The organism is Pseudomonas sp. SWRI99, from assembly GCF_014270125.1.
Lineage (GTDB): Bacteria > Pseudomonadota > Gammaproteobacteria > Pseudomonadales > Pseudomonadaceae > Aquipseudomonas > Aquipseudomonas hamedanensis.
On sequence record NZ_JABWQR010000002.1, the window covers coordinates 1 to 21,057 of the forward strand.

Here is a 21,057-nt window from a genome sequence, read left to right on the forward strand (position 1 = left end):
GCTCCCGCTGGGCTGCGTAGCAGACCCACGATTCTGGGCCGCTTCGCGCCCCGGCGGGAGCAAGCTCCCTCGCCACACAGGCTCGCTCCCTCAGGAGTTCCTCACAAGATTACGGGAGACCACCATGCCGCGTTTCGCAGCCAACCTGTCCATGCTGTTCACCGAACAGGATTTCCTTGCCCGTTTCGACGCCGCCGCCAAGGCCGGTTTCACTGGCGTGGAATACCTGTTCCCGTACGACTTCAGCTCTGCCGAAATCAAGGCAAAACTGCAAGCCAACGGTCTCACCCAAGTGCTGTTCAACCTGCCGGCCGGTGACTGGGCCAAGGGCGAGCGTGGTATCGCCTGCCTGCCGGACCGGGTCGAAGAGTTCCGAGCCGGGGTCGATCTGGCGATTGCCTACGCGCAAGTGCTGGGCAACACCCAGGTCAACTGCCTGGCCGGTATCCGCCCGCAAGGCGTCGACGATGCCACGATTGAAAAGACCTTCGTCGCCAATCTCAAATACGCCGCCGACAAGCTGCAAGCGGCGGGCATCAAACTGGTGATGGAAGCGATCAACACCCGCGACATCCCCGGCTTCTACCTGAACAACACGGCGCAAGCCCTGTCGATTCGCGAGCAGGTCGGCAGCGCCAATCTGTTCCTGCAATACGACATCTATCACATGCAAATCATGGAAGGCGATCTGGCCCGCACCCTGCAATCGCACCTGGGCGAGATCAACCATGTGCAGCTCGCGGACAACCCTGGGCGCAACGAGCCGGGCACCGGTGAGATCAACTACCGCTTCCTGTTCGAACACCTCGACCGCATTGGTTATCAGGGTTGGGTGGGTTGCGAGTACAAGCCGTTGACCACCACTGAAGCAGGCCTGGGCTGGCTGAAGTCGCACAACGCAATCTGAAATCGAGTTTGGCCTTTTGTGGCGAGGGAGCTTGCTCCCGCTCGGCTGCGCAGCAGTCGCGAACCCTGCAAACCGTTTTTGCCTGATACACCGCAGTGGATGGTCTGGGGGTGCTTCGCCCCCCAGCGGGAGCAAGCTCCCTCGCCACATCAGGTGCCAGGCAGATTATTTGGCTACACAAAAACAAGAGGAATTTCTCATGGCTAAAATCGGATTTATCGGCACCGGCATCATGGGCCACCCAATGGCGGCGAACCTGCAGAAAGCCGGTCACAGCCTGTTCCTGTCGCAGCACCACGACGCTGCCCCGGCCGATCTGGTCGCCGCTGGCGCCGTCGCCTTGGCCAACCCGCGCGAAGTGGCGCAGGAAGCCGAATTCATCATCGTCATGGTCCCGGACACCCCGCAGGTTGACGATGTGCTGTTCCGCGCCGACGGTGTTGCGGCTGGCATCGGCAAGGGCAAAGTGGTCATCGACATGAGCTCGATCTCGCCGACCGCCACCAAGGCCTTCGCGGCGAAGATCAACGAGAAACGTGCGCAGTATCTCGACGCGCCGGTGTCCGGCGGTGAAGTCGGCGCCAAGGCCGCGACCCTGAGCATCATGGTCGGTGGCGATGCCGATGCCTTCGAACGCGCCCTGCCGCTGTTCCAGGCCATGGGCAAGAACATCACCCTGGTCGGTGGCAACGGTGACGGTCAGACCGCCAAGGTCGCCAACCAGATCATCGTCGCACTGAACATTCAGGCGGTCGCTGAAGCGCTGCTGTTCGCCTCGAAAAACGGCGCCGATCCAGCCAAGGTGCGCGAAGCGCTGATGGGCGGCTTCGCTTCTTCGAAGATTCTTGAAGTGCACGGCGAGCGCATGATCAAAGGCACCTTCGACCCAGGCTTCCGCATCAGCCTGCACCAGAAAGACCTGAACCTGGCCCTGCAAGGCGCCAAAGAATTGAACATCAACCTGCCGAACACCGCCAACGCCCAGCAAGTGTTCAGCACCTGCGCAGCCATCGGTGGCAGCAACTGGGACCACTCGGCGCTGATCAAGGGCCTGGAACACATGGCCAACTTCTCGATTCGCGACAAAAAATAATCTGCACCTCTGGCTCGCTCCCTGTGGGAGCGGGCTTGCCCGCGATGACATCGACTCGGTCTGCCTGAAAGACCGCAGCGCCTGAATCGCTGGCAAGCCAGCTCCCACAAGGACCGCGTCGCTGCTCCGTTGTCGCTCTGTCCCAATAACAAGAATTCCGGGAGCCCGCCATGTCGGTCGATCCGCAACAACTGCTGCGCGAGCTGTTTGCCACAGCCATCGACGCGGCCCATCCGAACCAAGTCCTCGAAGCCCATTTGCCCGCCGACCGCAGCGGCCGGGTGATCGTCATCGGTGCCGGCAAAGCCGCGGCCGCCATGGCCCAGGTCGTCGAGCGTTGCTGGGAAGGTGAAGTCACCGGCCTGGTGGTGACCCGTTACGGTCACGGCGCCCCGTGCGAAAAAATCGAAGTGGTCGAAGCCGCCCATCCGGTGCCGGACGCCGCCGGTCTGGCCGTGGCCAAACGCGTGCTGGAACTGGTCAGCAATCTCAGCGAAGACGACCGTGTGATCTTCCTGCTCTCCGGCGGCGGCTCTGCCCTGCTCGCCTTGCCGGCCGAAGGCATCACCCTCGCCGACAAGCAATCGATCAACAAAGCCTTGCTCAAATCCGGCGCGACCATCGGCGAGATGAACTGCGTGCGCAAGCACCTCTCGGCGATCAAGGGCGGGCGCCTCGGCAAAGCCTGCTGGCCTGCCACGGTTTACACCTACGCGATTTCCGATGTACCGGGCGACCTCGCCACGGTCATCGCGTCCGGCCCGACCGTGGCCGATCCGAGCACGTCGGCCGAAGCCCTGGCGATCATCAAGCGCTACGGCATCGACATTCCGGCCTCGGTGCGCAACTGGCTGCAAAGCCCGGAATCGGAAACCGTCAAACCCGGCGACCCGAGTCTGGCGCGCAGCCATTTCCAGTTGATCGCCCGTCCACAGCAATCGCTGGATGCCGCGGCGGTGAAATGCCGTCAGGCCGGTTTCAGCACCTTGATTCTCGGCGACCTCGAAGGCGAATCCCGCGAAGTGGCGAAAGTCCACGCTGGCATCGCCCGACAGATCATCAACCACGGCCAGCCACTCGCCGCGCCGTGCGTGATTCTTTCCGGCGGTGAAACCACAGTGACCGTGCGCGGCAACGGCCGTGGCGGACGCAACGCTGAATTCCTTCTCAGCCTGACCGACAGCCTCAAGGGCCAGGCCGGCGTCTATGCGCTGGCCGGCGACACCGATGGCATCGATGGCTCGGAAGACAATGCCGGCGCGATCATGACCCCGGACAGCTACGCCCGCGCTGCGGCGTTGGGTTTGAACGCCAGCGACGAGCTGGATAACAACAACGGTTACGGCTACTTCCAGGCGCTTGATGCGCTGATCGTCACCGAGCCGACCCGCACCAACGTCAACGACTTCCGCGCCATCCTGATCCTTGAGAACTGCAAATCATGACGCCTGATAAAAAGGTCAAAATCCTCGCCACCCTCGGCCCTGCGGTTGATGACATCGACGACATCCGCGAGCTGGTCGAGGCCGGGGTGAATATCTTCCGCCTCAACTTCAGCCACGGCGATCACGCCGACCATGCCAAGCGCTATCAGTGGATCCGCGAAGTCGAGCGCCAGCTCAATTATCCACTGGGCATCCTCATGGACCTGCAAGGGCCGAAACTGCGTGTCGGCAAGTTCGCCGACGGCAAGGTGCAACTGCATCGCGGTCAGGCGTTCCGTCTCGATCTTGATGCGACGCCGGGCGATGAACGCCGGGTGAACCTGCCGCATGCGGAAATCATCGCAGCGCTGGAAGCCGGTATGGATCTGCTGCTCGACGACGGCAAACTGCGCCTGCGCGTGGTGACCAAATACGCCGATGCGATCGACACCACGGTGCTCAATGGCGGCGAACTGTCAGACCGCAAAGGCGTGAACGTGCCGCAAGCGCTGCTCGACCTCAGCCCGCTGACCGCCAAGGATCGCCGCGATCTGAGCTTCGGTCTGGAGCTGGGTGTCGACTGGGTCGCGCTGTCGTTCGTGCAGCGTCCGCAAGACATCATCGAAGCTCGCGCGCTGATCGGCGACAAGGCCTTTCTGATGGCGAAAATCGAAAAACCGTCGGCGGTCGAACAACTGCGCGAAATCGCTGAACTGAGCGACGCGATCATGGTGGCGCGCGGCGACCTTGGCGTCGAAGTGCCGGCCGAAAGCGTGCCGCAGATTCAGAAAAACATCATCACCACCTGCCGCGCGCTGGGCAAACCGGTGGTCGTGGCGACGCAGATGCTCGAATCGATGCGCTTCTCCCCGGCACCGACCCGCGCCGAGGTGACCGACGTCGCCAACGCCGTGGCCGAAGGCGCCGATGCGGTGATGCTGTCGGCGGAAACCGCGTCCGGCGAGTATCCGCTGGAAGCCGTGCAAATGATGAGCAAGATCATCCGCCAGGTGGAAAACGGCCCGGATTATCAGACCCAGCTCGACGTCAGCCGACCGAAAGCCGAAGCCACCGTTTCCGATGCTATCAGCTGCGCAATCCGCCGTATCAGCAACGTGCTGCCAGTGGCGGTGCTGGTCAATTACAGCGAGTCGGGCGCCTCGACGTTGCGCGCATCGCGCGAGCGACCGAAAGCGCCGATTCTCAACCTGACGCCGAACCTGCAAACCGCGCGGCGCTTGAGCGTGGCGTGGGGGATCCATTCGGTGGTCAATGATCGCCTGCGTCAGGTCGATGAAGTCTGCTCGACGGCGCTGGAGATCGCCCAGGCGCAGGGCATGGCCGAGCGTGGTGACACCCTGCTGATCACCGCCGGCGTGCCGTTCGGACAGCCGGGGTCGACCAATTCGCTGCGCATCGAAACGTTGATCTAAAGATAGTTACACAACCCTGTGGCGAGGGAGCTTGCTCCCGCCTCGGCTGCGCAGCAGTCGTCGGTTTCAGGGACATGACAGTTTTCACAGAAGAACCGCATCAACCCGGTTTGGGGCCGCTTCGCGACCCAGCGGGAGCAAGCTCCCTCGCCACAGTTATTTGCAAGACCTTTTGATTTTCCAACTGCCCAGACTTTCTCAACATGCCTGCCAATCACTTCAACACCCACTGCCCCGACTGGGCCGAGGCCTTGCTCAACGGTTTCAGTCAGATTTTCTTCCAGCGCCATCCGCTGTGCGGCCTGCTGTGTCTGTTGGCTATTCTGCTGACCGCGCCGGTGCTGTTCGCCGGGGCGTTGCTCGGTGGCGTCGCCGGGTTGCTGACCGCGCAACGGCGCAACTACGCCAAGGCCGATCGCCAGGCCGGATTGTTCAGCTATAACGGCGTGCTGCTGGGCCTGCTGCTGAGCCTGTACTTCCCGTGGTCGCCGCTGCTGCCGCCGCTGATTCTGGCGGCCGGTGGCTTGAGCGCGATGCTCACGCAGCAATGGCTCCAACACGTGTACCGCAGCCGCGCCATACCGGCCTACACCTCGCCGTTCGTAGCGATCAGTTGGGTGCTGCTGGTGTTCGCCGAACCGTCCGCGCCAGCGCCCACCATCGAATTGAACACCGTCAATGTGCTGGCCGCTGAACTGCGGGGCTTCGGCCAGGTGATGTTCCTCGACCATCCGTTGGCCGGGGCGTTGATCGCCAGCGGTTTGCTGATGGCCGACCGCCGGGCTTTCTGCTGGGCGCTGTTCGCGTCGGCAATCGGCCTCGGTTCGAGTCTGCTGCACCACGAAACCTCTGCCGCACTGGCCGGACTCGGCAGCTACAACGCCATACTCGCCGCCCTCGCCTTCAGCGCTCAGCGCCAACATCCGTGGCTGCCGCTGCTCGGAATCGTCCTGGCACTGTTGGTGACGCCGTTGTTCGCCGCGCTCGGACTGGCGACGCTGACCGCGCCTTTCATCCTCGCCTGCTGGCTGATCCGCGTCGGCCTGCAGATGCTTGGCAAAGCGTCGCTGGCGCATGAGCCTTGCGCTCACGGGGACAATCACCCTAGGCTGCGCTGATCTTCGATTCAGGCGTTATCCATGGACAGCAGCAACAATTGGCGCGAACGGCTTTTCGTCATGATTTTCCAGAGCGACACCCCGGCCGGGCGTCGCTTCGACGGCATTCTGCTGTTGATCATCCTCGCCAGTCTGGTGATCGTGATGCTCGACAGTATCGACAGCGTCCACCGCAATTACGCCGACCTGCTGGCCTACATCGAGTGGGGTTTCACGGCGATCTTCCTCGGCGAGTACATCCTGCGCCTGTATTGCTCGCCCAAGCCGCTGCGCTATGCCTTCAGCTTTTACGGACTGGTGGACCTGCTGGCGATCGTGCCCGGCATCCTCGCGTTGTATTACAGCGATGCGCAGTACCTGCTGATCATCCGCATCATCCGCATGCTGCGGATCTTCCGCGTACTCAAGCTCAGTCCGTACCTCAAGCAAGCCAACTATCTGATGTCGGCGCTGCGCGGCAGCAAGCAGAAAATCGTCGTGTTTCTGGTCAGCGTCTGCACGCTGGTGACGGTGTTCGGCACGCTGATGTACGTGATCGAAGGCCCGGAACATGGCTTCACCAGCATTCCAAAAGGCATCTATTGGGCGATCGTGACCTTGACCACGGTGGGCTTCGGCGACATCGTGCCGAAGACGCCCCTGGGTCAGGTGATCTCATCGCTGGTGATGATTACCGGTTACTCGATCATCGCCGTGCCCACTGGCATTTTCACCGCAGAACTGGCTAATGCCATGCGCGGCGAGCAGCTGCAACATGACTGCCCGGGGTGTCAGAAAAAGAACCATGAGCAAAGTGCGGCGTTCTGTTCGCGCTGCGGCAGTCAGCTGTTCAAAAAAGTGGAATAAGCACAGAGCTTTTTAATCTTTAAGCGACTATGCCGGCACCGTTATAGTCAGTGGCAATTAAACATCACCCCCGTTTGACGATAATCAACAAGGAATGCGCAGTGAAAAAACTCTTTGGCGCCTCACTTCTCGCCGCTGGCCTGGCCTTGGCCAACATCGCTCACGCAGCCCCGACCCTGCTTAACGTTTCCTACGACGTGATGCGCGATTTCTACAAGGACTACAACACTGCGTTCCAGAAACACTGGCAAGCCGAGCACAACGAAAACATCACCGTACAGATGTCCTTCGGCGGGTCAAGCAAGCAGGCGCGCTCGGTAATCGACGGCTTGCCGGCCGACGTCATCACCATGAACATGGCCACCGACATCAACGCCCTCGCCGACAACGGCAAACTGGTGCCGGACAATTGGGTCACGCGCCTGCCGAACAACAGCGCGCCGTTCACCTCGGCCACGGTGTTCATTGTCCGCAAGGGCAACCCGAAAGCCCTGAAGGATTGGCCCGATCTGCTCAAGGACGGCGTGCAGGTGATCGTGCCCAACCCGAAGACCTCCGGTAATGGCCGCTACACCTATCTGTCAGCCTGGGGCTACGTGCTGAAAAACGGTGGCGACGAGAACAAGGCCAAGGACTTCGTTGGCAAACTGTTCAAGCAGGCGCCAGTGCTGGACACCGGTGGCCGCGCCGCCACCACCACGTTCATGACCAACCAGATCGGCGACGCGCTGGTGACCTTCGAGAACGAAGCGGAAATGATCGCCCGCGAATTTGGTCGCGATCAGTTTGAAGTGGTCTATCCGAGCGTTTCCGCCGAGGCCGAGCCACCGGTGTCCGTGGTCGACAAAGTTGTCGACAAGAAAGGCTCGCGCGCTGCGGCTGACGAGTACCTGAAGTACCTGTGGTCGCCACAAGGTCAGGAAATTGCTGCAGCCAATTACCTGCGCCCGCGTGATCCGGCGGTGCTGGCGAAATACACCGACCGTTTCCCGAAAGTCGATTTCCTCTCGGTGGAGAAGACCTTTGGTGACTGGCGCACGGTGCAAAAAACCCACTTCAATGACGGTGGGGTGTTTGATCAGATTTATACCGGACAGTAAGGCCTGCTCGATCAAAACAAGGCGACCCACTGAGGTCGCCTTTTTCATGCGTCTGCATCACCCTCACTCACTCATTCAAAATTAAGTAACCAATCATTACCACGAGTAATAAGAGTTATTATCCGAAAGCGCCTTCTGCCGACCCGCGCTGTCCATTAGCCTCACCGCTTTCCCTGTGCCCGACCTGAGTAATCCTATGACCGCCCCCCCTCACGCAATGACCCGAGGCATGGTCCTGCTGTTCGCTTTCTGCTGCGGCGCCATCGTTGCCAACATTTACTACGCACAACCGATCATCGGCCTGATCGCGCCAGACATCGGCCTGTCCGACACGATGGCCAGCTTCATCGTCTCGCTGACTCAGATCGGTTATGCGTTGGGCCTGTTCTTTCTGGTACCGCTGGGTGATCTGCTGGAAAACCGACGCCTGATGATCATCACTACGGTGGTCGCGATTGCCAGTCTGCTGGGCGCCGCGTTTACCGAGCAGCCCAATGTGTTCCTGCTGATCTCATTGCTGGTCGGCTTCAGCTCGGTGTCGGTGCAAATCCTGATTCCGCTGGCGGCGCATCTGGCGCCGGAAGAATCTCGCGGTCGCGTGGTCGGCGGGATCATGGGCGGTTTGCTGCTGGGCATTCTGTTGGCGCGACCGGTGTCGAGCGTGGTCGCCGATCACCTTGGCTGGCGGGCCATGTTCATGATCGCCGCCGCGTTGATGGCGGCGATCAGCGTGGTCTTGGCGTTGACCGTGCCCAAGCGCCAGCCCGATCACAGCGCAACCTACGGGCAACTGATCGGCTCGCTGTGGACGCTGCTGCGCCAGCAACCGGTGCTGCGCCAGCGCGCGTTTTATCAGGGTTGCATGTTCGCCACGTTCAGCCTGTTCTGGACCGCCGTGCCGCTGGAACTGGCACGCAACCATGGCCTGTCGCAAAGCGAAATTGCGATCTTCGCCCTGGTCGGCGCCATCGGTGCCATCGCCGCGCCCATCAGCGGCCGTCTCGCCGACGCCGGCCACACGCGCATCGCCTCGCTGCTGGCCATGCTGTTCGCCAGCCTGAGCTTCCTGCCCGCCTTCATTCACCCGGCCTACAGCGTCATTGGCCTGGCCGTGACCGGCGTGGTCCTGGATTTTTGCGTGCAGATGAACATGGTCCTCGGCCAACGCGCGGTGTACTCGCTGGACGCGAAAAGCCGTGGTCGCCTCAACGCGCTGTACATGACCAGCATCTTCATCGGCGGCGCGTTCGGCTCGTCGGTGGCCAGCGCTGTGTACGAACATGGCGGCTGGTTGTGGATCGTGATTGTCGGCAGCGTGTTTCCGCTGTTGGCGTTGTTGCGGTTTTTGAGTGCATCGCGACGTGCTTCATTCGCGACGGCATGAGGCGTCAAAAGCTTCGCGAGCAAGCTCGCTCCCACAGGTCGCTTCCTGAGGTGATGTCATTGTGGGAGCGAGCCTGCTCGCGAAGGCGGCCGTCAGCCGCAGATGGATTGCCTGACCTGACGCCATCCTGACCAGGCTCGCTCCCACAGGTTTTTGCGGTGTACTCCGAATCACTGCAATACACAAAACCAGTGTAGGAGCGAGCTTGCTCGCGAAAGCGGCCGTCAGCCGCAGATGGATTGCCTGACCTGACGCCTTCGCGAGCAGGCTCGCTCCCACCGGTTTTGCGGCACACTCCAATACCACGCAGACGAAAAAACGGCGATCCCAGGATCGCCGTTTCTCATCACTGCCCGAACTTCTTGCCCAACCCCGGCGGTACGCCGTGGATGTTGGTGTCTTCCCACGGGCCGTTGGGGCTGACCGCGCGGCTCCAGCCGTTGTTCCAGCGGTAGTAGGTGCGCTGGCGGTAGAAGGTGTTGGTCTGGTCGTCGAGGACGTAGACGCCGAGCTTCTGGTCCCAGTGGCTGTTGCCGCCTGGAGGCGGAGCGAAGCTGGCCGAGGTGCGCGGGACTGGCTTGGCGGGTTTGGCCGGGATGCTTTTGCCCGGTGTCGGCGAGGTCGAGGGGGTCGGGCCTGGCTGGGACGGCGGGATCGGCGGCAGGCTGGTTGTCGGTTCCGGTCGTTGTACCGCACATGCACTCAAGCCCAGGGCCAGTGTGAGGACTGTGATGCGGGCGATGGTGTGCATGGCGGTGCTTTCCTGTGGTTCCGGTTATAGGTCCGGGCTGTCAATCATGAGTGTTTGTAGCGCAGTGGTGCTAGTGGCCAAAGGGCCGCTGCGACCAACCCATTCACCGGCGGTCGGTTGACCGGCCCGGGAGATGCGCGCAACGAGTTGGACTTCCGGAAAGTTGGACAGTTTCAACTGCGGCATCATTGCGTCGGCATCACCCAGTTCAACGGTCACCGGCAGATCGGCGACGGTCAGGCGCTTGGCCGCCAGCGGTGCCGGTGGGCCGGAGGTGGCGCGGGCGAAGATGAATACGCTGTCGCCCGGTTGCACCTTACCCTTGAGTTCACTGGCGAGATCGACGCTGACTTTCAGCAACGCGGTTTTCGCCGCGGGCGCCTGGGCCACCTTGCCGCCGCTGGCTTGCAGGCGTTCGGCGGCGCGCTGGATGCCACCTTGCAGCGCCGCACGGGAATTGTCATCCGCCGGCAGTTGCGCGAGCAGGCGATTCCAATAGTCGATAGCCTCCTGATAGCGCTGGCCCTCGAATGCGGCGATACCGAGCAGGCCAAGGCTGGTGACTTCTTTCGGATCGGCCTTCAAGGCTTCGTCGGTCAGCGCCTGAATCTTCTCCGACCATTTTTTGCCGTCAGCAAAATACTGCGCCTGCGCCCATTGGCCGAGCAGTTCGGGCTGGCGGCCAGAGAGGTTGGCGGCGCGCTCGAACAACTTCGCCGCCTCTGCCGGGCGCTCCTGAGCCATGTAGGTGCGACCGAGGAAATACAGGCCTTCAGCCGAATCCGGCTGCGCCGCAACGGCACGCTCCAGACGCTGGGTCATCTCTTCCATCGAGCGCGGTGCCTGAGCGAACTCGCGGGTCAGTTCGACCTTGTCGGCGGCACCGAAATGCAGGTAGAGACCAAGCCCCAACACTGGCACCAGCACGGCGGCCAGCAGCGGCAATGGCTTGCCCAGGCGCGAGACACGCGGCGCGGCAACGCCTTCGGTATCGGCGAGCAACTCTCGCGCCGCTTCCGCGCGGCCGCTGTCCAGTTGCGCGGCATCCAACACGCCCTCGGCCTGCTGCGCTTGCAGCTCGGCGACACGTTCCTGATACAGCGCGACGTTCAGGGCAGTACGATCCTCTTCACGCTGAGCGCGACGTTCACGCAGCACCGGGATCAGCAAAAAACTCAGGGCGACCAGAAGCAACAGCCCTGCGGCAAGCCAGAAATCAATCATTCTTGGTTTTTATCCAACAGTTGGTCGAGGCGCTGACGTTCTTCGGCGGACAGCGATGACGGTGTTTCGGCACGTTGCCCGCGACGCCGACGGACAATTAGCGCGATCACCACGAAACCACCGAGCAGCAGACCGGCCGGGCCGAACCACAGCAGCGCGGTCTTGGCGTTGAGCGCCGGTTTGTAGCGGACGAAATCACCGTAGCGATCAACCATGAAGTCGATAATCTGCTGGTTGTCCTTGCCCTCGCCGAGCATGCGGAAAATCTCTTTGCGCAGGTCAGCTGCAATCGGTGCGTTGGAGTCGGCGATGTCCTGGTTCTGGCACTTGGGGCAGCGCAGTTCCTTGGTCAGTTCGCGGAAACGCTCGCGGTCGCCCTCTTTGGCAAACTCATAGGTATCGATGGCCGCGTGAGCGACACCGGCCAGGCTCAAGCCCAATACCACGGCAGCGAGAAAACGCTTCATGGCTGAGCCTCATCAACCAGCGCCTGATACTTGGCCGCCAGTTTCTCGCGCCAGACCTGCTCATCGATCACCCCGACGAATTTGTCGCGAATGATGCCCTTGGCATCGATGAAGAAGGTTTCCGGCGCGCCGTAGACACCGAGATTGAGGCCCAGCGAGCCTTCGTCGTCACGAATATCCAGCGCATAGGGATTGTGGAATTCGGCCAGCCACTTCAAGGCGTCGGCGTTGGTGTCCTTGTAGTTGATGCCGTAGATCACCACGCCGCGCTCGGCGAGTTTGTTCAGCACCGGATGCTCGACCCGGCAGGAAATGCACCAGGTGCCCCAGACATTGACCAGCGCCGGTTTGCCGAGAATGTCGGCCTTCGTCAGCGTCTTGTCGCCCTGCACGCTCGGCAGGGAAAATTCCGGGAACGGTTTGTTGATCATCGCCGACGGCAGCTCTGCCGGATCGAGATACAGCCCACGATAAAGAAACATCGCCACCAGCAGGAAAATCGCCAGCGGCAGCACCATCAACCAACGTCTCATGCCGCCGCTCCCGTCATGCCCAATGCTTCACGCACTTTGCTTTTCACCTTGACCCGATAACGCCGATCCAGCGCCGCCAGCAAGCCACCGAACCCGGTGAGCAAGCCGCCGAACCAAATCCAGCGCACAAATGGTTTGACGTGTATGCGCACCGCCCAGGCGCCGTTGCCCAGCGGCTCGCCAAGGGCAACGTAGAGGTCGCGGGTGAAACCAGCATCGATCCCGGCTTCGGTCATCACCGAGTTCTGCACGGTATACAGACGTTTTTCCGGGTGCAGCACGCTGATTTCCTTGCCGTCGCGAATCACCCGAACGGTGCCTTTGTCCGAGGTGAAGTTTGGCCCTTCGAAATGCTTGGCGCCTTCGAAGACGAACTGATAACCGCCCAGATCCATCGATTCCCCCGGCGCCAGACGCAGATCGCGCTCGGCACTGTTCTGGCTCGACAACACCACCCCGAGCGCGCACACGGCGATGCCCAGGTGGGCAATCTGCATGCCCCAATAGCTGCGGGTCAGTGTCGGCAAGCCTTTGATCAGGCCTTTGTGGCGGGTCTTGTCGACCAGATCGCGCATGCCGGCAAGCAACACCCACGCGGCGAGCAGGAAAGTCGCGATCACCGCCCAGTTGAAATCGCCATACGCCACGCCCGCGACCACCGCCAGCGCGACGCTGCCGAGCAACACCGGGGTGAGCATGCTTGCCAGCCATTTCACCGGGGTGTCTTTCCAGCGCACGATCACACCGACCGCCATCACCAGCATCAACAGGGCCATCAACGGAATGAACAGCGCGTTGAAATACGGCGGGCCGACCGACAGCTTGGCGCCACTGATGGCATCGAGAATCAGCGGATACAAGGTGCCGAGCAGGATCATCGACGCAGCCACGACCAGTACCAGGTTGTTGCCCAGCAATAGAGTCTCACGCGACCACAGATTGAAGCCGACCTGACTCTTCACCACCGGCGCGCGCAGGGCAAACAGGGTCAGCGAACCACCGACGACGAACAGCAGGAAAATCAGAATGAACACGCCGCGCTCAGGGTCCGAGGCAAACGCGTGCACCGACGTCAGCACGCCCGAGCGCACGAGGAAGGTGCCGAGCAGGCTCAGCGAGAATGCGGCAATCGCCAACAACACCGTCCAGCTCTTGAACACGCCACGTTTTTCGGTGACGGCCAGCGAGTGAATCAGCGCGGTGCCGACCAGCCATGGCATGAACGAGGCGTTTTCCACCGGGTCCCAGAACCACCAGCCCCCCCAGCCGAGTTCGTAATACGCCCACCACGAACCGAGGGTGATGCCGATGCCGAGGAAAGCCCAGGCGACGATGGTCCAGGGCCGCGACCAGCGCGCCCACGCCGCATCGAGGCGACCACCGAGCAGCGCGGCGATGGCAAAAGCGAACGCCACGGAGAAGCCGACGTAACCCATGTAGAGCATTGGCGGATGCACGATCAGGCCGATGTCTTGCAGCAGTGGATTGAGGTCGCGACCGTCGGCCGGAATCTGCGGGAGGATGCGCGAGAACGGGTTGGAGGTGAGAATCAGGAACAGCAGGAAACCGGTGCTGATCATGCCCATCACCGCCAGCACACGGGCCAGCATGACTTGCGGCAACTGTCGTGAGAACACCGACACGGCGAAAGTCCAGCCGCCGAGGATCAGCGCCCACAGCAGCAGCGAGCCTTCATGAGCGCCCCACACCGCACTGAATTTGTAGTACCACGGCAGCGCGCTGTTGGAGTTCATCGCCACATACGCGACGGAGAAATCATCGACCATGAACGCGTAAGTCAGGCAGCCAAAGGCAAACAGCAGGAAGGCGAACTGGCCCCACGCCGCCGGTTGCGCCAGGCTCATCCACAAGCGGTCGCCGCGCCAGGCGCCGAGCATCGGCACCACCGCTTGCACCAGCGCGAAACACAGGGCCAGGATCATTGCCAGATGGCCCAGCTCAGGAATAAAAATCCCGGACGTCATTTGATCAACCCTCCTTCACAGGCGTAGGCGCGGATTGACCGCTGTCTTTCAGCGCTTTGGTCACTTCGGGCGGCATGTATTTCTCGTCGTGTTTGGCCAGCACTTCATCGGCCACCACCACGCCGTCGGCGTTAAGCTTGCCGAGGGCGACGATGCCCTGCCCTTCGCGGAACAGGTCCGGGAGGATGCCTCGGTAGGTGATGGTTACGGATTTGCTGAAATCGGTGACGACGAATCTGACGTCCAGCGAGTCCGGCGAGCGTTGCAGCGAACCGGCCTCGACCATGCCGCCGGCACGAATGCGCGTGCCCTGCGGCGCTTCGCCGTTGGCGATCTGGGTCGGTGTGTAAAACAGATTGATGTTTTCCTGCAGCGCGCTAAGGGCCAGGCCGACGGCAGCGCCCACCCCGACCAGAATGGCCAGAATGATGATCAGACGTTTCTTGCGCAGCGCATTCACTTGCCGTTCTCCCGGCGCAGACGACGCGCCTCTTGTTGCAGATAACGCTTGCGCGCCGCAATCGGCGCCACCACGTTGAAGATCAGCACCGCCAGGCAGATGCCGTAGGCCGACCAGACATACAGGCCATGATGACCCATGGCGAGGAAGTCGCCGAATGAAGCAAAACTCATCGCGCGACCTCCAGGCTGTTCTGCACGGTGTCTTTCACCCAACTGGCGCGGGCCTCGCGCTTGAGCACCTCGAGACGCATGCGCAGCAACAGCACGGTGCCGAAGAAGCAGTAGAAGCCCAGCACCGTCAGCAACAACGGCAGCCACATTTCCACTGGCATCGCAGGTTTTTCGGTGAGGGTGAACGTCGCGCCCTGGTGCAGGGTGTTCCACCACTCCACCGAATACTTGATGATCGGAATATTGATCACGCCGACGATCGCCAGTACCGCGCAGGCCTTGGCGGCGCTGTCGCGATTGCTGATGGCATTGCCCAGGGCGATCACGCCGAAGTACAGAAACAGCAGAATCAGCATCGAGGTCAGGCGCGCGTCCCAGACCCACCACGAACCCCAGGTCGGTTTGCCCCAGATCGCCCCGGTGACCAGCGCCACGGCGGTCATCCACGCACCGATCGGCGCGGCGCATTGCAGGGCGACGTCGGCCAGCTTCATCTTCCACACCAGCCCGACCACGCCGCACACCGCGAGCATCACGTAGATCGACTGGGCGAGCAGCGCGGCAGGCACGTGGATATAAATGATGCGAAAGCTGTTGCCCTGCTGATAGTCCGGTGGCGCAAACGCCAGGCCCCAGACCACGCCGACGCCGATCAGCAGCAGCGCTGCAATGCTCAACCACGGCAAGAACTTGCCGCTGATGCCGTAGAACCACTTGGGCGAGCCGAGCTTGTGAAACCAGGTCCAGTTCATACTGTTTCCATCACGGTTGCCGCTCATCATCGCGAGCTGGCAGAGGGTCATGCCTTTCTTCAAAAAGAAGTGGTCAATTTTTGACCAGGCCTCATTATTATTCGCCGACGCTGATCTTCAGGCCAGCGGCTATTGCAAAGGGTGTCAGGGTGATCGCCAGCGCTGTAAGGCTGGCCATCCACAACAGGTATCCGGTCGTCGGCATGCCCTGCAACGCTGCTTGCAACGCGCCGCTGCCAAGGATCAACACCGGGATGTATAGCGGCAGAATCAGCAGCGCCAGCAACAGACCACCGCGCTTCAGGCCGACCGTCAGCGCCGCGCCAACTGCGCCGAGCAGGCTCAATACCGGCGTGCCCAGCAGCAACGACAGCAGCAGCACCGGCAGACACGCCGCTGGCAAACCAAGCATCAGCGCCAGCAACGGTGACAGCAGCACCAGTGCCAGACCGGAGAAAAGCCAGTGTGCCAGCACCTTGGCCAACACCAGAAGTGGCAGCGGGTGCGACGAAAGGACCCACTGTTCCAGCGAGCCGTCTTCGAAATCACTGCGAAACAGTCCGTCCAGTGAAAGCAGGACCGACAGCAACGCCGCCACCCAGACTAACCCCGGGGACAGGTTTTGCAAGACTTGAGTTTCCGGGCCGACGGCCAGCGGGAACAGTGCGATGACGATGGCGAAGAAAATCAGCGGATTGGCCAGTTCCGCCGGGCGGCGGAACAGCAGTCGCGATTCGCGGGCAAGCAGCAGGCCGAACACACTCATACGGCCCAATTCCCCAGATCGATGTCACGATAACCGGCCGGCATCCGGCTCAGCGTGTGGTGCGTGGTCAGCACCACCAGACCGCCGCGCTCACAGTGCCCGGCCAGGTGTTCTTCGAGTTGCGCCACGCCCTGCTTGTCCAGCGCCGTGAACGGCTCATCAAGAATCCACAGCGGTGGACTGTCCAGATACAAACGCGCCAGCGCCACGCGCCGTTGCTGGCCGGCTGAAAGCGTGTGGCAGGGAACGTCTTCGAAGCCGCGCAATCCTGCCGCTGCCAGCGCTTGCCAGATTGCCTCGCGTCCGGCGGGATGATGCAGGGCGCATAGCCACGACAGATTTTCTTCCGGGGTCAGCAGATCCTTGATCCCGGCGGCGTGGCCGATCCACAACAGATTGCGCGCCAGTTCGCTGCGCTGCCCGGTCAGTGGCTGACCATTGAGCAGCACCTGGCCGTCAGTGGGTTGCATCAAACCGGCGAGCAGACGTAAAAGACTGGTCTTGCCGCTGCCGTTGGGGCCGCTGATCTGCACCATGTCGCCGCCGGCCAGACGCAATTCGAAGTTTTCGAAGAGCAGTCTGAGGTCACGTTCACACGCGAGGGCGACGGTTTGCAGGACAGGACTGGTCAAGGGATCACGGGCCTTATACGGTTCAAGTCGGCTCTGGCACGGCCGTTAAAGAGATGCAGCATAGATGCTTTGATCGCCCGATTTGGCGAGCTGGATCAAACAATTGCTATGTTTTTTGAACGAAGCGCACGACGCGCGGCATTATACATGCCGTGCCTTACTCTCAAGAGCGCAATTTCCTCAGGTTGTGTCCGCGTATGACAGGCGAAATGAACATCCTCCCGCTGCCGCCCACCCCCGCGGCGACCGTTCGCCCGCAGGTTGGCGAGTTGCTCAAGCTGCTGACGCCGGTCGAGGGTTTGATCGGTGCCGGACAAAGCGCCAAGGCCGAGGTGTTGTCGCTCAAGCAGGCGGATCAGACCTTTCAAGTGTTGCTCAAAGTGACGCTCGACAATGGCCGCCAGACCACCGTACAAGCGACCAGCAATTTGCCGCTGGCCCAAGGCACCAACCTGGCGATCACCCAGCCGTCGGCGAGCAATCTGGCGATCACCGTGCAGCAAGCGATTGCCAGCAGCGTCGCCACCCTGACCCGCATCGATACCGCGCAGTTGCCGGTCGGTACGCTGCTGCAAGGCAAGGTGCTGACCTCGCAAGTGCTGCCGCAGACGCCGGGACAAGCGACGGTGTTCCGCTCGATGGTCAGCCTGCTCAACACCGCGTTGAGCGGCAGCACCTTGACTGTCGACAGCCCGCAGCCGCTGCGTATCGGTACTCTGCTGTCGGCGCTGGTGGAAGATTCGCAGACCCTCAAATTCCTGCCCATGAGCAGCCGCCAGGAACAATTGGCGGTGAGTCAGCAACTGGTCGGCCAGCAAAGTCGTCAGGCGTCGCTGACCGGTTTGATCAACGCCCTGCAAAACCTGCCGCCAGCGGACGATCCCGCCGCTGCGGATCTGCGTGCCGTGGTCGACAAACTGCTCGCCAGTCTTCCGGATGTTCAGCAAATGAGTACCGCCAAAGGTGTGGCGCTGGCATTGGCCAACAGCGGCGCCTTTCTTGAGGCCAAACTGCTGACCGGACACAACCCGACCCTTGCCCCGGACATGAAAGCCGATCTGCTCAAACTGATCGCGCAACTGACCCCGGGTCTGCCAAGCAGCACCAGTTTCAATGCGATCATCGCTGCCAATACTTTGGCGCAGGCGCTGCCGAGCTTCGTTCGTAACGCCCTTGGCACCCTAGGCCAAGTCAGCGCCAAACCACTGCCGAGCAGCTTCCCCCTGCCCGAGCGTCTGTTGGCAAATCTGGAGGGCGAAGGCGATCTGGAACAACTGCTGCGCCTCGCCGCCGCTGCGGTGTCGCGCCTGCAAAGCCATCAGCTATCGAGCCTGGAACAGACCGGCGTCACCGACGATGGCCGCCTGCTCAGCACCTGGCAGCTGGAAATCCCCATGCGCAACCTGCAGGACATCGTGCCGTTGCAGGTCAAATTCCAGCGTGAAGAAGCACCGGAACGCGAACCGCAACCGAACGAACGCCGCGACGAGCGCGAAGCGAAACAGCAACTGTGGCGCGTCGATCTGGCGTTCGACATGGAACCGCTCGGGCCTTTGCAGATTCAGGCGCAGTTGATTGCCGGCAGCTTGTCGGGTCAGCTGTGGGCGGAACGGCCGTACACCGCCGACCTGATCGAAAACAATCTGTTCGCCCTGCGTCAGCGCCTGCTGGATCGCGGGCTGAACGTCGGCGACATCGACTGCCACCTCGGCACCCCGCCGCAAGGCAACCACACCCGCCTCGAACACCGCTGGGTCGACGAAACCGCATGAACGATTCCACTGCCCCACGCCAGGCCATCGCCCTCAAATACGACGGCAACCACGCCCCCACCCTCACCGCCAAGGGCGACGAGGAACTGGCCGAAGAAATCCTGCGCATCGCCCGCGACTGTGACGTGCCGATCTATGAAAACGCCGAACTGGTGCGCCTGCTGGCGCGGATGGAATTGGGCGACAGCATCCCCGAAGAGCTCTATCGCACGATTGCCGAGATCATCGCGTTTGCGTGGAATCTGAAGGGGAAATTCCCCGAGGGGCACGACCCGGACGCGCCGATGGTCGAGAAGGACATCACCGCCCGAGGGGATGATTATTAAAGTCTGATCAATGCAATCCCCCGTACGCTCCGCATAGACCATTCGTCGCAACTGTCAGATCTGACAGTTGCGCGCGAACTCGTCACGATTGCCATATAGGACAACGGCGGCGCTTTCAAAGCGCTACCGGCGAACCGTCCTTCAGGAGCACTCCGATGAGCTTGACTTCAGACTCGGAAACAACGGTTGCAGATTCCTCTTCGGCAGCCCTCTACGCGCCGGATATACCCTTACTCGTCAGGCCGCTAGAGGGCGATGAGGGGTACCACGGAGGCATTGGTGCCGCAGCCCTGACCGCTGATCTGCTAGTTATCGTTGATCCCTGGCTTGGCCAGGAATTAGGCGACCGATGCTTGCTTTTCTGGCATGACGAAACAACCCCTGTGCTCGCAGAGATAATTGACACGCCTGAAAAGCTCGGCGTATCTCTGTTCTTTTACGTGCCGGCGAGCCAAATCCTGGATGGCACTGCGCTCCCGGTGTTTTATCGCGTCAGACGTCACAGCGGCAACGAGGCGGACTCCCTCAAGCTCAAGATATTGGTCAAACGCACGCTGCCGGGGGGTGTGCTCGAAAGACCCGAACCACTCGGCCACCCCGGACTGCGCTACAGCCTGATCCCGGATATCACCAATGGCATCGACAGTGAGATGGCCAAGCAAGGCATTGTCATGCGTATCGAGCAGTATCAGAACATCACCGTGTTCGACCGAATCGTCGCGCAGTTCGGTGATGAGGAACAGGTCACTTACTATCCCGTCACGCCAGAGCAAATCAGTGATCCGCACAATCACCCGATCGAGATCCTGTTCGACGAACAACTGATCAAGCGCGCCGGTGACGGCAAGCACTCCATTACGTTCCAAGTGGTAGATCGTTGCGCAAACCGGCCACATGTAAACGCTCCATGGGCCATTGCCACCGAAGCCAACGTCCGTCTCAAACACATCCCGGCGCCAAGCGTAACGGGCGAGCAGGCAGGTGTGCTGGATCCAGCATTTGTCGAAAAATTCGAGGTAGTGGCTTCGGGCATCGGGCTCGTCGCCGGCGACAGTGTACGGGTCCATTGGCAAGGACGGGTGGAACATGAGACCGAAGCGACGACTTATGCTGGAAGTGGAGCGCTGGCGTTTCCAATTCCGCTCGAATGGGCCAACGAAAGCGACCAGAGCGTCGTCAGCATCAGGTTACGCGTAGAACGCTCCGAGGAAAAACTCACCTCCGACGCAAAAACCGTGAACATCAAAACCACGATCATCCTCAAGCCCCCCAAGGTATTGGAGGCCTACGGTGAGAATGGCGATCGCCTGAAAATGGGCGACATTTATGAAGCGCGACACGTCACGGTCCAGGTTCAGCAATACGTGGGGATGGCGGTCGGGCAAACGATTCGTGTGCGCTGGGCGTCAGCGCGCCATGTCTATGACAGCGTTATCACCACCGTGACGGCGGTCGGTGCAATGAATATCACCGTTCCGCGCATGGAAGTTGTGGACTCCATCGGCAGTACCGTACCTGTCAACTTCACGGTCCGCACTTACCCCAATGGCCCCCTGCACCGTTCTGCCCCGCTGAATCTGGTGGTCGACGCACAAGCATTCGTTCTGCCGCCACCACGCTTTACCCAAGACCAAACCACCGTGACGGTGTATTACCCGGCGATCGCCAGCGGATACCAGGCGCGTGTGCGCTTTGGAGGCATCGTTACGCGCAGAACAGGGTGGCAAAACATGCAAAACGGAGTCATCGCAGAATTTTCGATCCCCAGCGCATGGGTCGAAGAAAACAAGGGAGGGGTTGTTTTGATCAACTACAGCGTCAACCGGGCCAACGTAAATGAGCAGAGCCAATTCTCTCAGGTATTAAGAGTGCAACTATGACTTGAAACAATCATCGGCATTTGCCCATACA

21 protein-coding genes are annotated in these 21,057 nt (G+C 61.3%); 11 read left to right on the top strand and 10 right to left on the bottom strand.

The features are described from left to right. The first annotated feature begins 124 nt into the window (after window positions 1-124). From hyi to HU743_RS01655, 8 genes are all read left to right on the top strand, one after another. A complete protein-coding gene (gene hyi, locus HU743_RS01620; RefSeq protein ID WP_186646448.1) occupies window positions 125-907 on the top strand; it encodes a hydroxypyruvate isomerase in 783 nt (260 codons plus the stop codon). A gap of 199 nt (window positions 908-1,106) precedes the next feature. Then, window positions 1,107-2,000, top strand: coding sequence for a 2-hydroxy-3-oxopropionate reductase (locus tag HU743_RS01625; protein WP_186646456.1), 894 nt, complete (start codon window positions 1,107-1,109; stop codon window positions 1,998-2,000). Between the two features lie 170 nt (window positions 2,001-2,170). Beyond that, complete coding sequence (locus HU743_RS01630; protein ID WP_186646458.1) at window positions 2,171-3,445, top strand: glycerate kinase; 1,275 nt, start codon at window positions 2,171-2,173, stop codon at window positions 3,443-3,445. Beyond that, window positions 3,442-4,857 carry a pyruvate kinase gene (pyk, locus tag HU743_RS01635; RefSeq protein ID WP_186646460.1) on the top strand — a complete coding sequence of 472 codons (1,416 nt, stop codon included), beginning with the start codon at window positions 3,442-3,444 and terminating at the stop codon, window positions 4,855-4,857. The genes HU743_RS01630 and pyk overlap by 4 nt, the downstream gene beginning before the upstream one ends. Before the next feature lie 203 nt (window positions 4,858-5,060). Beyond that, window positions 5,061-5,975, top strand: a complete 915-nt coding sequence (locus HU743_RS01640; protein WP_186646462.1) for an urea transporter — start codon at window positions 5,061-5,063, stop codon at window positions 5,973-5,975. A gap of 21 nt (window positions 5,976-5,996) precedes the next feature. Continuing rightward, window positions 5,997-6,821 carry an ion transporter gene (locus tag HU743_RS01645; protein WP_186636020.1) on the top strand — a complete coding sequence of 275 codons (825 nt, stop codon included), beginning with the start codon at window positions 5,997-5,999 and terminating at the stop codon, window positions 6,819-6,821. A gap of 101 nt (window positions 6,822-6,922) precedes the next feature. Beyond that, window positions 6,923-7,921 (top strand): sulfate ABC transporter substrate-binding protein, encoded by a 999-nt coding sequence (locus tag HU743_RS01650; RefSeq protein ID WP_186646464.1) that lies wholly within the window; start codon window positions 6,923-6,925, stop codon window positions 7,919-7,921. A 196-nt stretch (window positions 7,922-8,117) separates the two neighbouring features. Continuing rightward, complete coding sequence (locus HU743_RS01655) at window positions 8,118-9,305, top strand: MFS transporter (RefSeq protein WP_186646466.1); 1,188 nt, start codon at window positions 8,118-8,120, stop codon at window positions 9,303-9,305. A gap of 346 nt (window positions 9,306-9,651) precedes the next feature. Here HU743_RS01655 and HU743_RS01660 read toward each other — a convergent pair whose 3' ends face one another. The 10 genes from HU743_RS01660 to ccmA all read right to left on the bottom strand — a co-directional run bounded on the left by HU743_RS01660 (window position 9,652) and on the right by ccmA (window position 17,048). Then, window positions 9,652-10,056, bottom strand: coding sequence for a hypothetical protein (locus HU743_RS01660; protein ID WP_186552061.1), 405 nt, complete (start codon window positions 10,054-10,056; stop codon window positions 9,652-9,654). Window positions 10,057-10,080: 24 nt separating this feature from the next. Further along, the gene (gene ccmI / locus HU743_RS01665; RefSeq protein WP_186646474.1) at window positions 10,081-11,280 is read right to left on the bottom strand and encodes a c-type cytochrome biogenesis protein CcmI; all 1,200 of its coding nucleotides are present in this window, start codon (window positions 11,278-11,280) and stop codon (window positions 10,081-10,083) included. Beyond that, the gene (locus HU743_RS01670; protein ID WP_016771041.1) at window positions 11,277-11,747 is read right to left on the bottom strand and encodes a cytochrome c-type biogenesis protein; all 471 of its coding nucleotides are present in this window, start codon (window positions 11,745-11,747) and stop codon (window positions 11,277-11,279) included. The genes ccmI and HU743_RS01670 overlap by 4 nt, the downstream gene beginning before the upstream one ends. Then, window positions 11,744-12,280, bottom strand: a complete 537-nt coding sequence (locus HU743_RS01675; protein WP_186646476.1) for a DsbE family thiol:disulfide interchange protein — start codon at window positions 12,278-12,280, stop codon at window positions 11,744-11,746. The genes HU743_RS01670 and HU743_RS01675 overlap by 4 nt, the downstream gene beginning before the upstream one ends. After that, window positions 12,277-14,265, bottom strand: coding sequence for a heme lyase CcmF/NrfE family subunit (locus tag HU743_RS01680; protein ID WP_186646478.1), 1,989 nt, complete (start codon window positions 14,263-14,265; stop codon window positions 12,277-12,279). The genes HU743_RS01675 and HU743_RS01680 overlap by 4 nt, the downstream gene beginning before the upstream one ends. Before the next feature lie 4 nt (window positions 14,266-14,269). Beyond that, window positions 14,270-14,725: a cytochrome c maturation protein CcmE gene (gene ccmE, locus HU743_RS01685; RefSeq protein ID WP_186620271.1), complete on the bottom strand. Its 456-nt coding sequence runs from the start codon at window positions 14,723-14,725 to the stop codon at window positions 14,270-14,272. Next, window positions 14,722-14,898, bottom strand: a complete 177-nt coding sequence (gene ccmD / locus HU743_RS01690; RefSeq protein ID WP_186552056.1) for a heme exporter protein CcmD — start codon at window positions 14,896-14,898, stop codon at window positions 14,722-14,724. The genes ccmE and ccmD overlap by 4 nt, the downstream gene beginning before the upstream one ends. Continuing rightward, on the bottom strand, window positions 14,895-15,650 hold the full coding sequence (locus tag HU743_RS01695) for a heme ABC transporter permease (protein WP_186620268.1): 756 nt from the start codon (window positions 15,648-15,650) through the stop codon (window positions 14,895-14,897). Before HU743_RS01695 ends, ccmD begins: the two co-directional genes overlap by 4 nt. 97 nt (window positions 15,651-15,747) lie before the next feature. Further along, window positions 15,748-16,416, bottom strand: coding sequence for a heme exporter protein CcmB (ccmB, locus tag HU743_RS01700; protein ID WP_186646480.1), 669 nt, complete (start codon window positions 16,414-16,416; stop codon window positions 15,748-15,750). Then, window positions 16,413-17,048 carry a cytochrome c biogenesis heme-transporting ATPase CcmA gene (gene ccmA, locus HU743_RS01705; RefSeq protein ID WP_186646482.1) on the bottom strand — a complete coding sequence of 212 codons (636 nt, stop codon included), beginning with the start codon at window positions 17,046-17,048 and terminating at the stop codon, window positions 16,413-16,415. Before ccmA ends, ccmB begins: the two co-directional genes overlap by 4 nt. Before the next feature lie 197 nt (window positions 17,049-17,245). Between ccmA and HU743_RS01710 the strand changes: the two genes are divergently transcribed. The 3 genes from HU743_RS01710 (at window position 17,246) to HU743_RS01720 (ending at window position 21,026) form a co-directional block, all read left to right on the top strand. Next, window positions 17,246-18,820: a flagellar hook-length control protein FliK gene (locus HU743_RS01710; protein WP_186646484.1), complete on the top strand. Its 1,575-nt coding sequence runs from the start codon at window positions 17,246-17,248 to the stop codon at window positions 18,818-18,820. Beyond that, entirely contained in the window at window positions 18,817-19,146 is a 330-nt protein-coding gene (locus HU743_RS01715; RefSeq protein ID WP_186620262.1) for an EscU/YscU/HrcU family type III secretion system export apparatus switch protein, read from the top strand. The genes HU743_RS01710 and HU743_RS01715 overlap by 4 nt, the downstream gene beginning before the upstream one ends. Window positions 19,147-19,301: 155 nt before the next feature. Continuing rightward, window positions 19,302-21,026, top strand: a complete 1,725-nt coding sequence (locus tag HU743_RS01720) for a hypothetical protein (RefSeq protein ID WP_186646486.1) — start codon at window positions 19,302-19,304, stop codon at window positions 21,024-21,026. Window positions 21,027-21,057: the final 31 nt, after the last annotated feature.

Bases quoted from the DNA above. Each gene is read 5' to 3' on its own strand.
- HU743_RS01675 (WP_186646476.1), bottom strand. From the start codon at position 12,280: ATGAGACGTTGGTTGATGGTGCTGCCGCTGGCGATTTTCCTGCTGGTG.
- HU743_RS01640 (WP_186646462.1), top strand. From the start codon at position 5,061: ATGCCTGCCAATCACTTCAACACCCACTGCCCCGACTGGGCCGAGGCC.
- HU743_RS01695 (WP_186620268.1), bottom strand. From the start codon at position 15,650: ATGAACTGGACCTGGTTTCACAAGCTCGGCTCGCCCAAGTGGTTCTAC.
- HU743_RS01680 (WP_186646478.1), bottom strand. From the start codon at position 14,265: ATGACGTCCGGGATTTTTATTCCTGAGCTGGGCCATCTGGCAATGATC.
- HU743_RS01630 (WP_186646458.1), top strand. From the start codon at position 2,171: ATGTCGGTCGATCCGCAACAACTGCTGCGCGAGCTGTTTGCCACAGCC.
- HU743_RS01670 (WP_016771041.1), bottom strand. From the start codon at position 11,747: ATGAAGCGTTTTCTCGCTGCCGTGGTATTGGGCTTGAGCCTGGCCGGT.
- pyk (WP_186646460.1), top strand. From the start codon at position 3,442: ATGACGCCTGATAAAAAGGTCAAAATCCTCGCCACCCTCGGCCCTGCG.
- ccmI (WP_186646474.1), bottom strand. From the start codon at position 11,280: ATGATTGATTTCTGGCTTGCCGCAGGGCTGTTGCTTCTGGTCGCCCTG.
- HU743_RS01660 (WP_186552061.1), bottom strand. From the start codon at position 10,056: ATGCACACCATCGCCCGCATCACAGTCCTCACACTGGCCCTGGGCTTG.
- HU743_RS01655 (WP_186646466.1), top strand. From the start codon at position 8,118: ATGACCGCCCCCCCTCACGCAATGACCCGAGGCATGGTCCTGCTGTTC.
- HU743_RS01625 (WP_186646456.1), top strand. From the start codon at position 1,107: ATGGCTAAAATCGGATTTATCGGCACCGGCATCATGGGCCACCCAATG.
- HU743_RS01710 (WP_186646484.1), top strand. From the start codon at position 17,246: ATGACAGGCGAAATGAACATCCTCCCGCTGCCGCCCACCCCCGCGGCG.
- HU743_RS01720 (WP_186646486.1), top strand. From the start codon at position 19,302: ATGAGCTTGACTTCAGACTCGGAAACAACGGTTGCAGATTCCTCTTCG.
- hyi (WP_186646448.1), top strand. From the start codon at position 125: ATGCCGCGTTTCGCAGCCAACCTGTCCATGCTGTTCACCGAACAGGAT.
- ccmB (WP_186646480.1), bottom strand. From the start codon at position 16,416: ATGAGTGTGTTCGGCCTGCTGCTTGCCCGCGAATCGCGACTGCTGTTC.
- HU743_RS01645 (WP_186636020.1), top strand. From the start codon at position 5,997: ATGGACAGCAGCAACAATTGGCGCGAACGGCTTTTCGTCATGATTTTC.
- ccmD (WP_186552056.1), bottom strand. From the start codon at position 14,898: ATGAGTTTTGCTTCATTCGGCGACTTCCTCGCCATGGGTCATCATGGC.
- HU743_RS01715 (WP_186620262.1), top strand. From the start codon at position 18,817: ATGAACGATTCCACTGCCCCACGCCAGGCCATCGCCCTCAAATACGAC.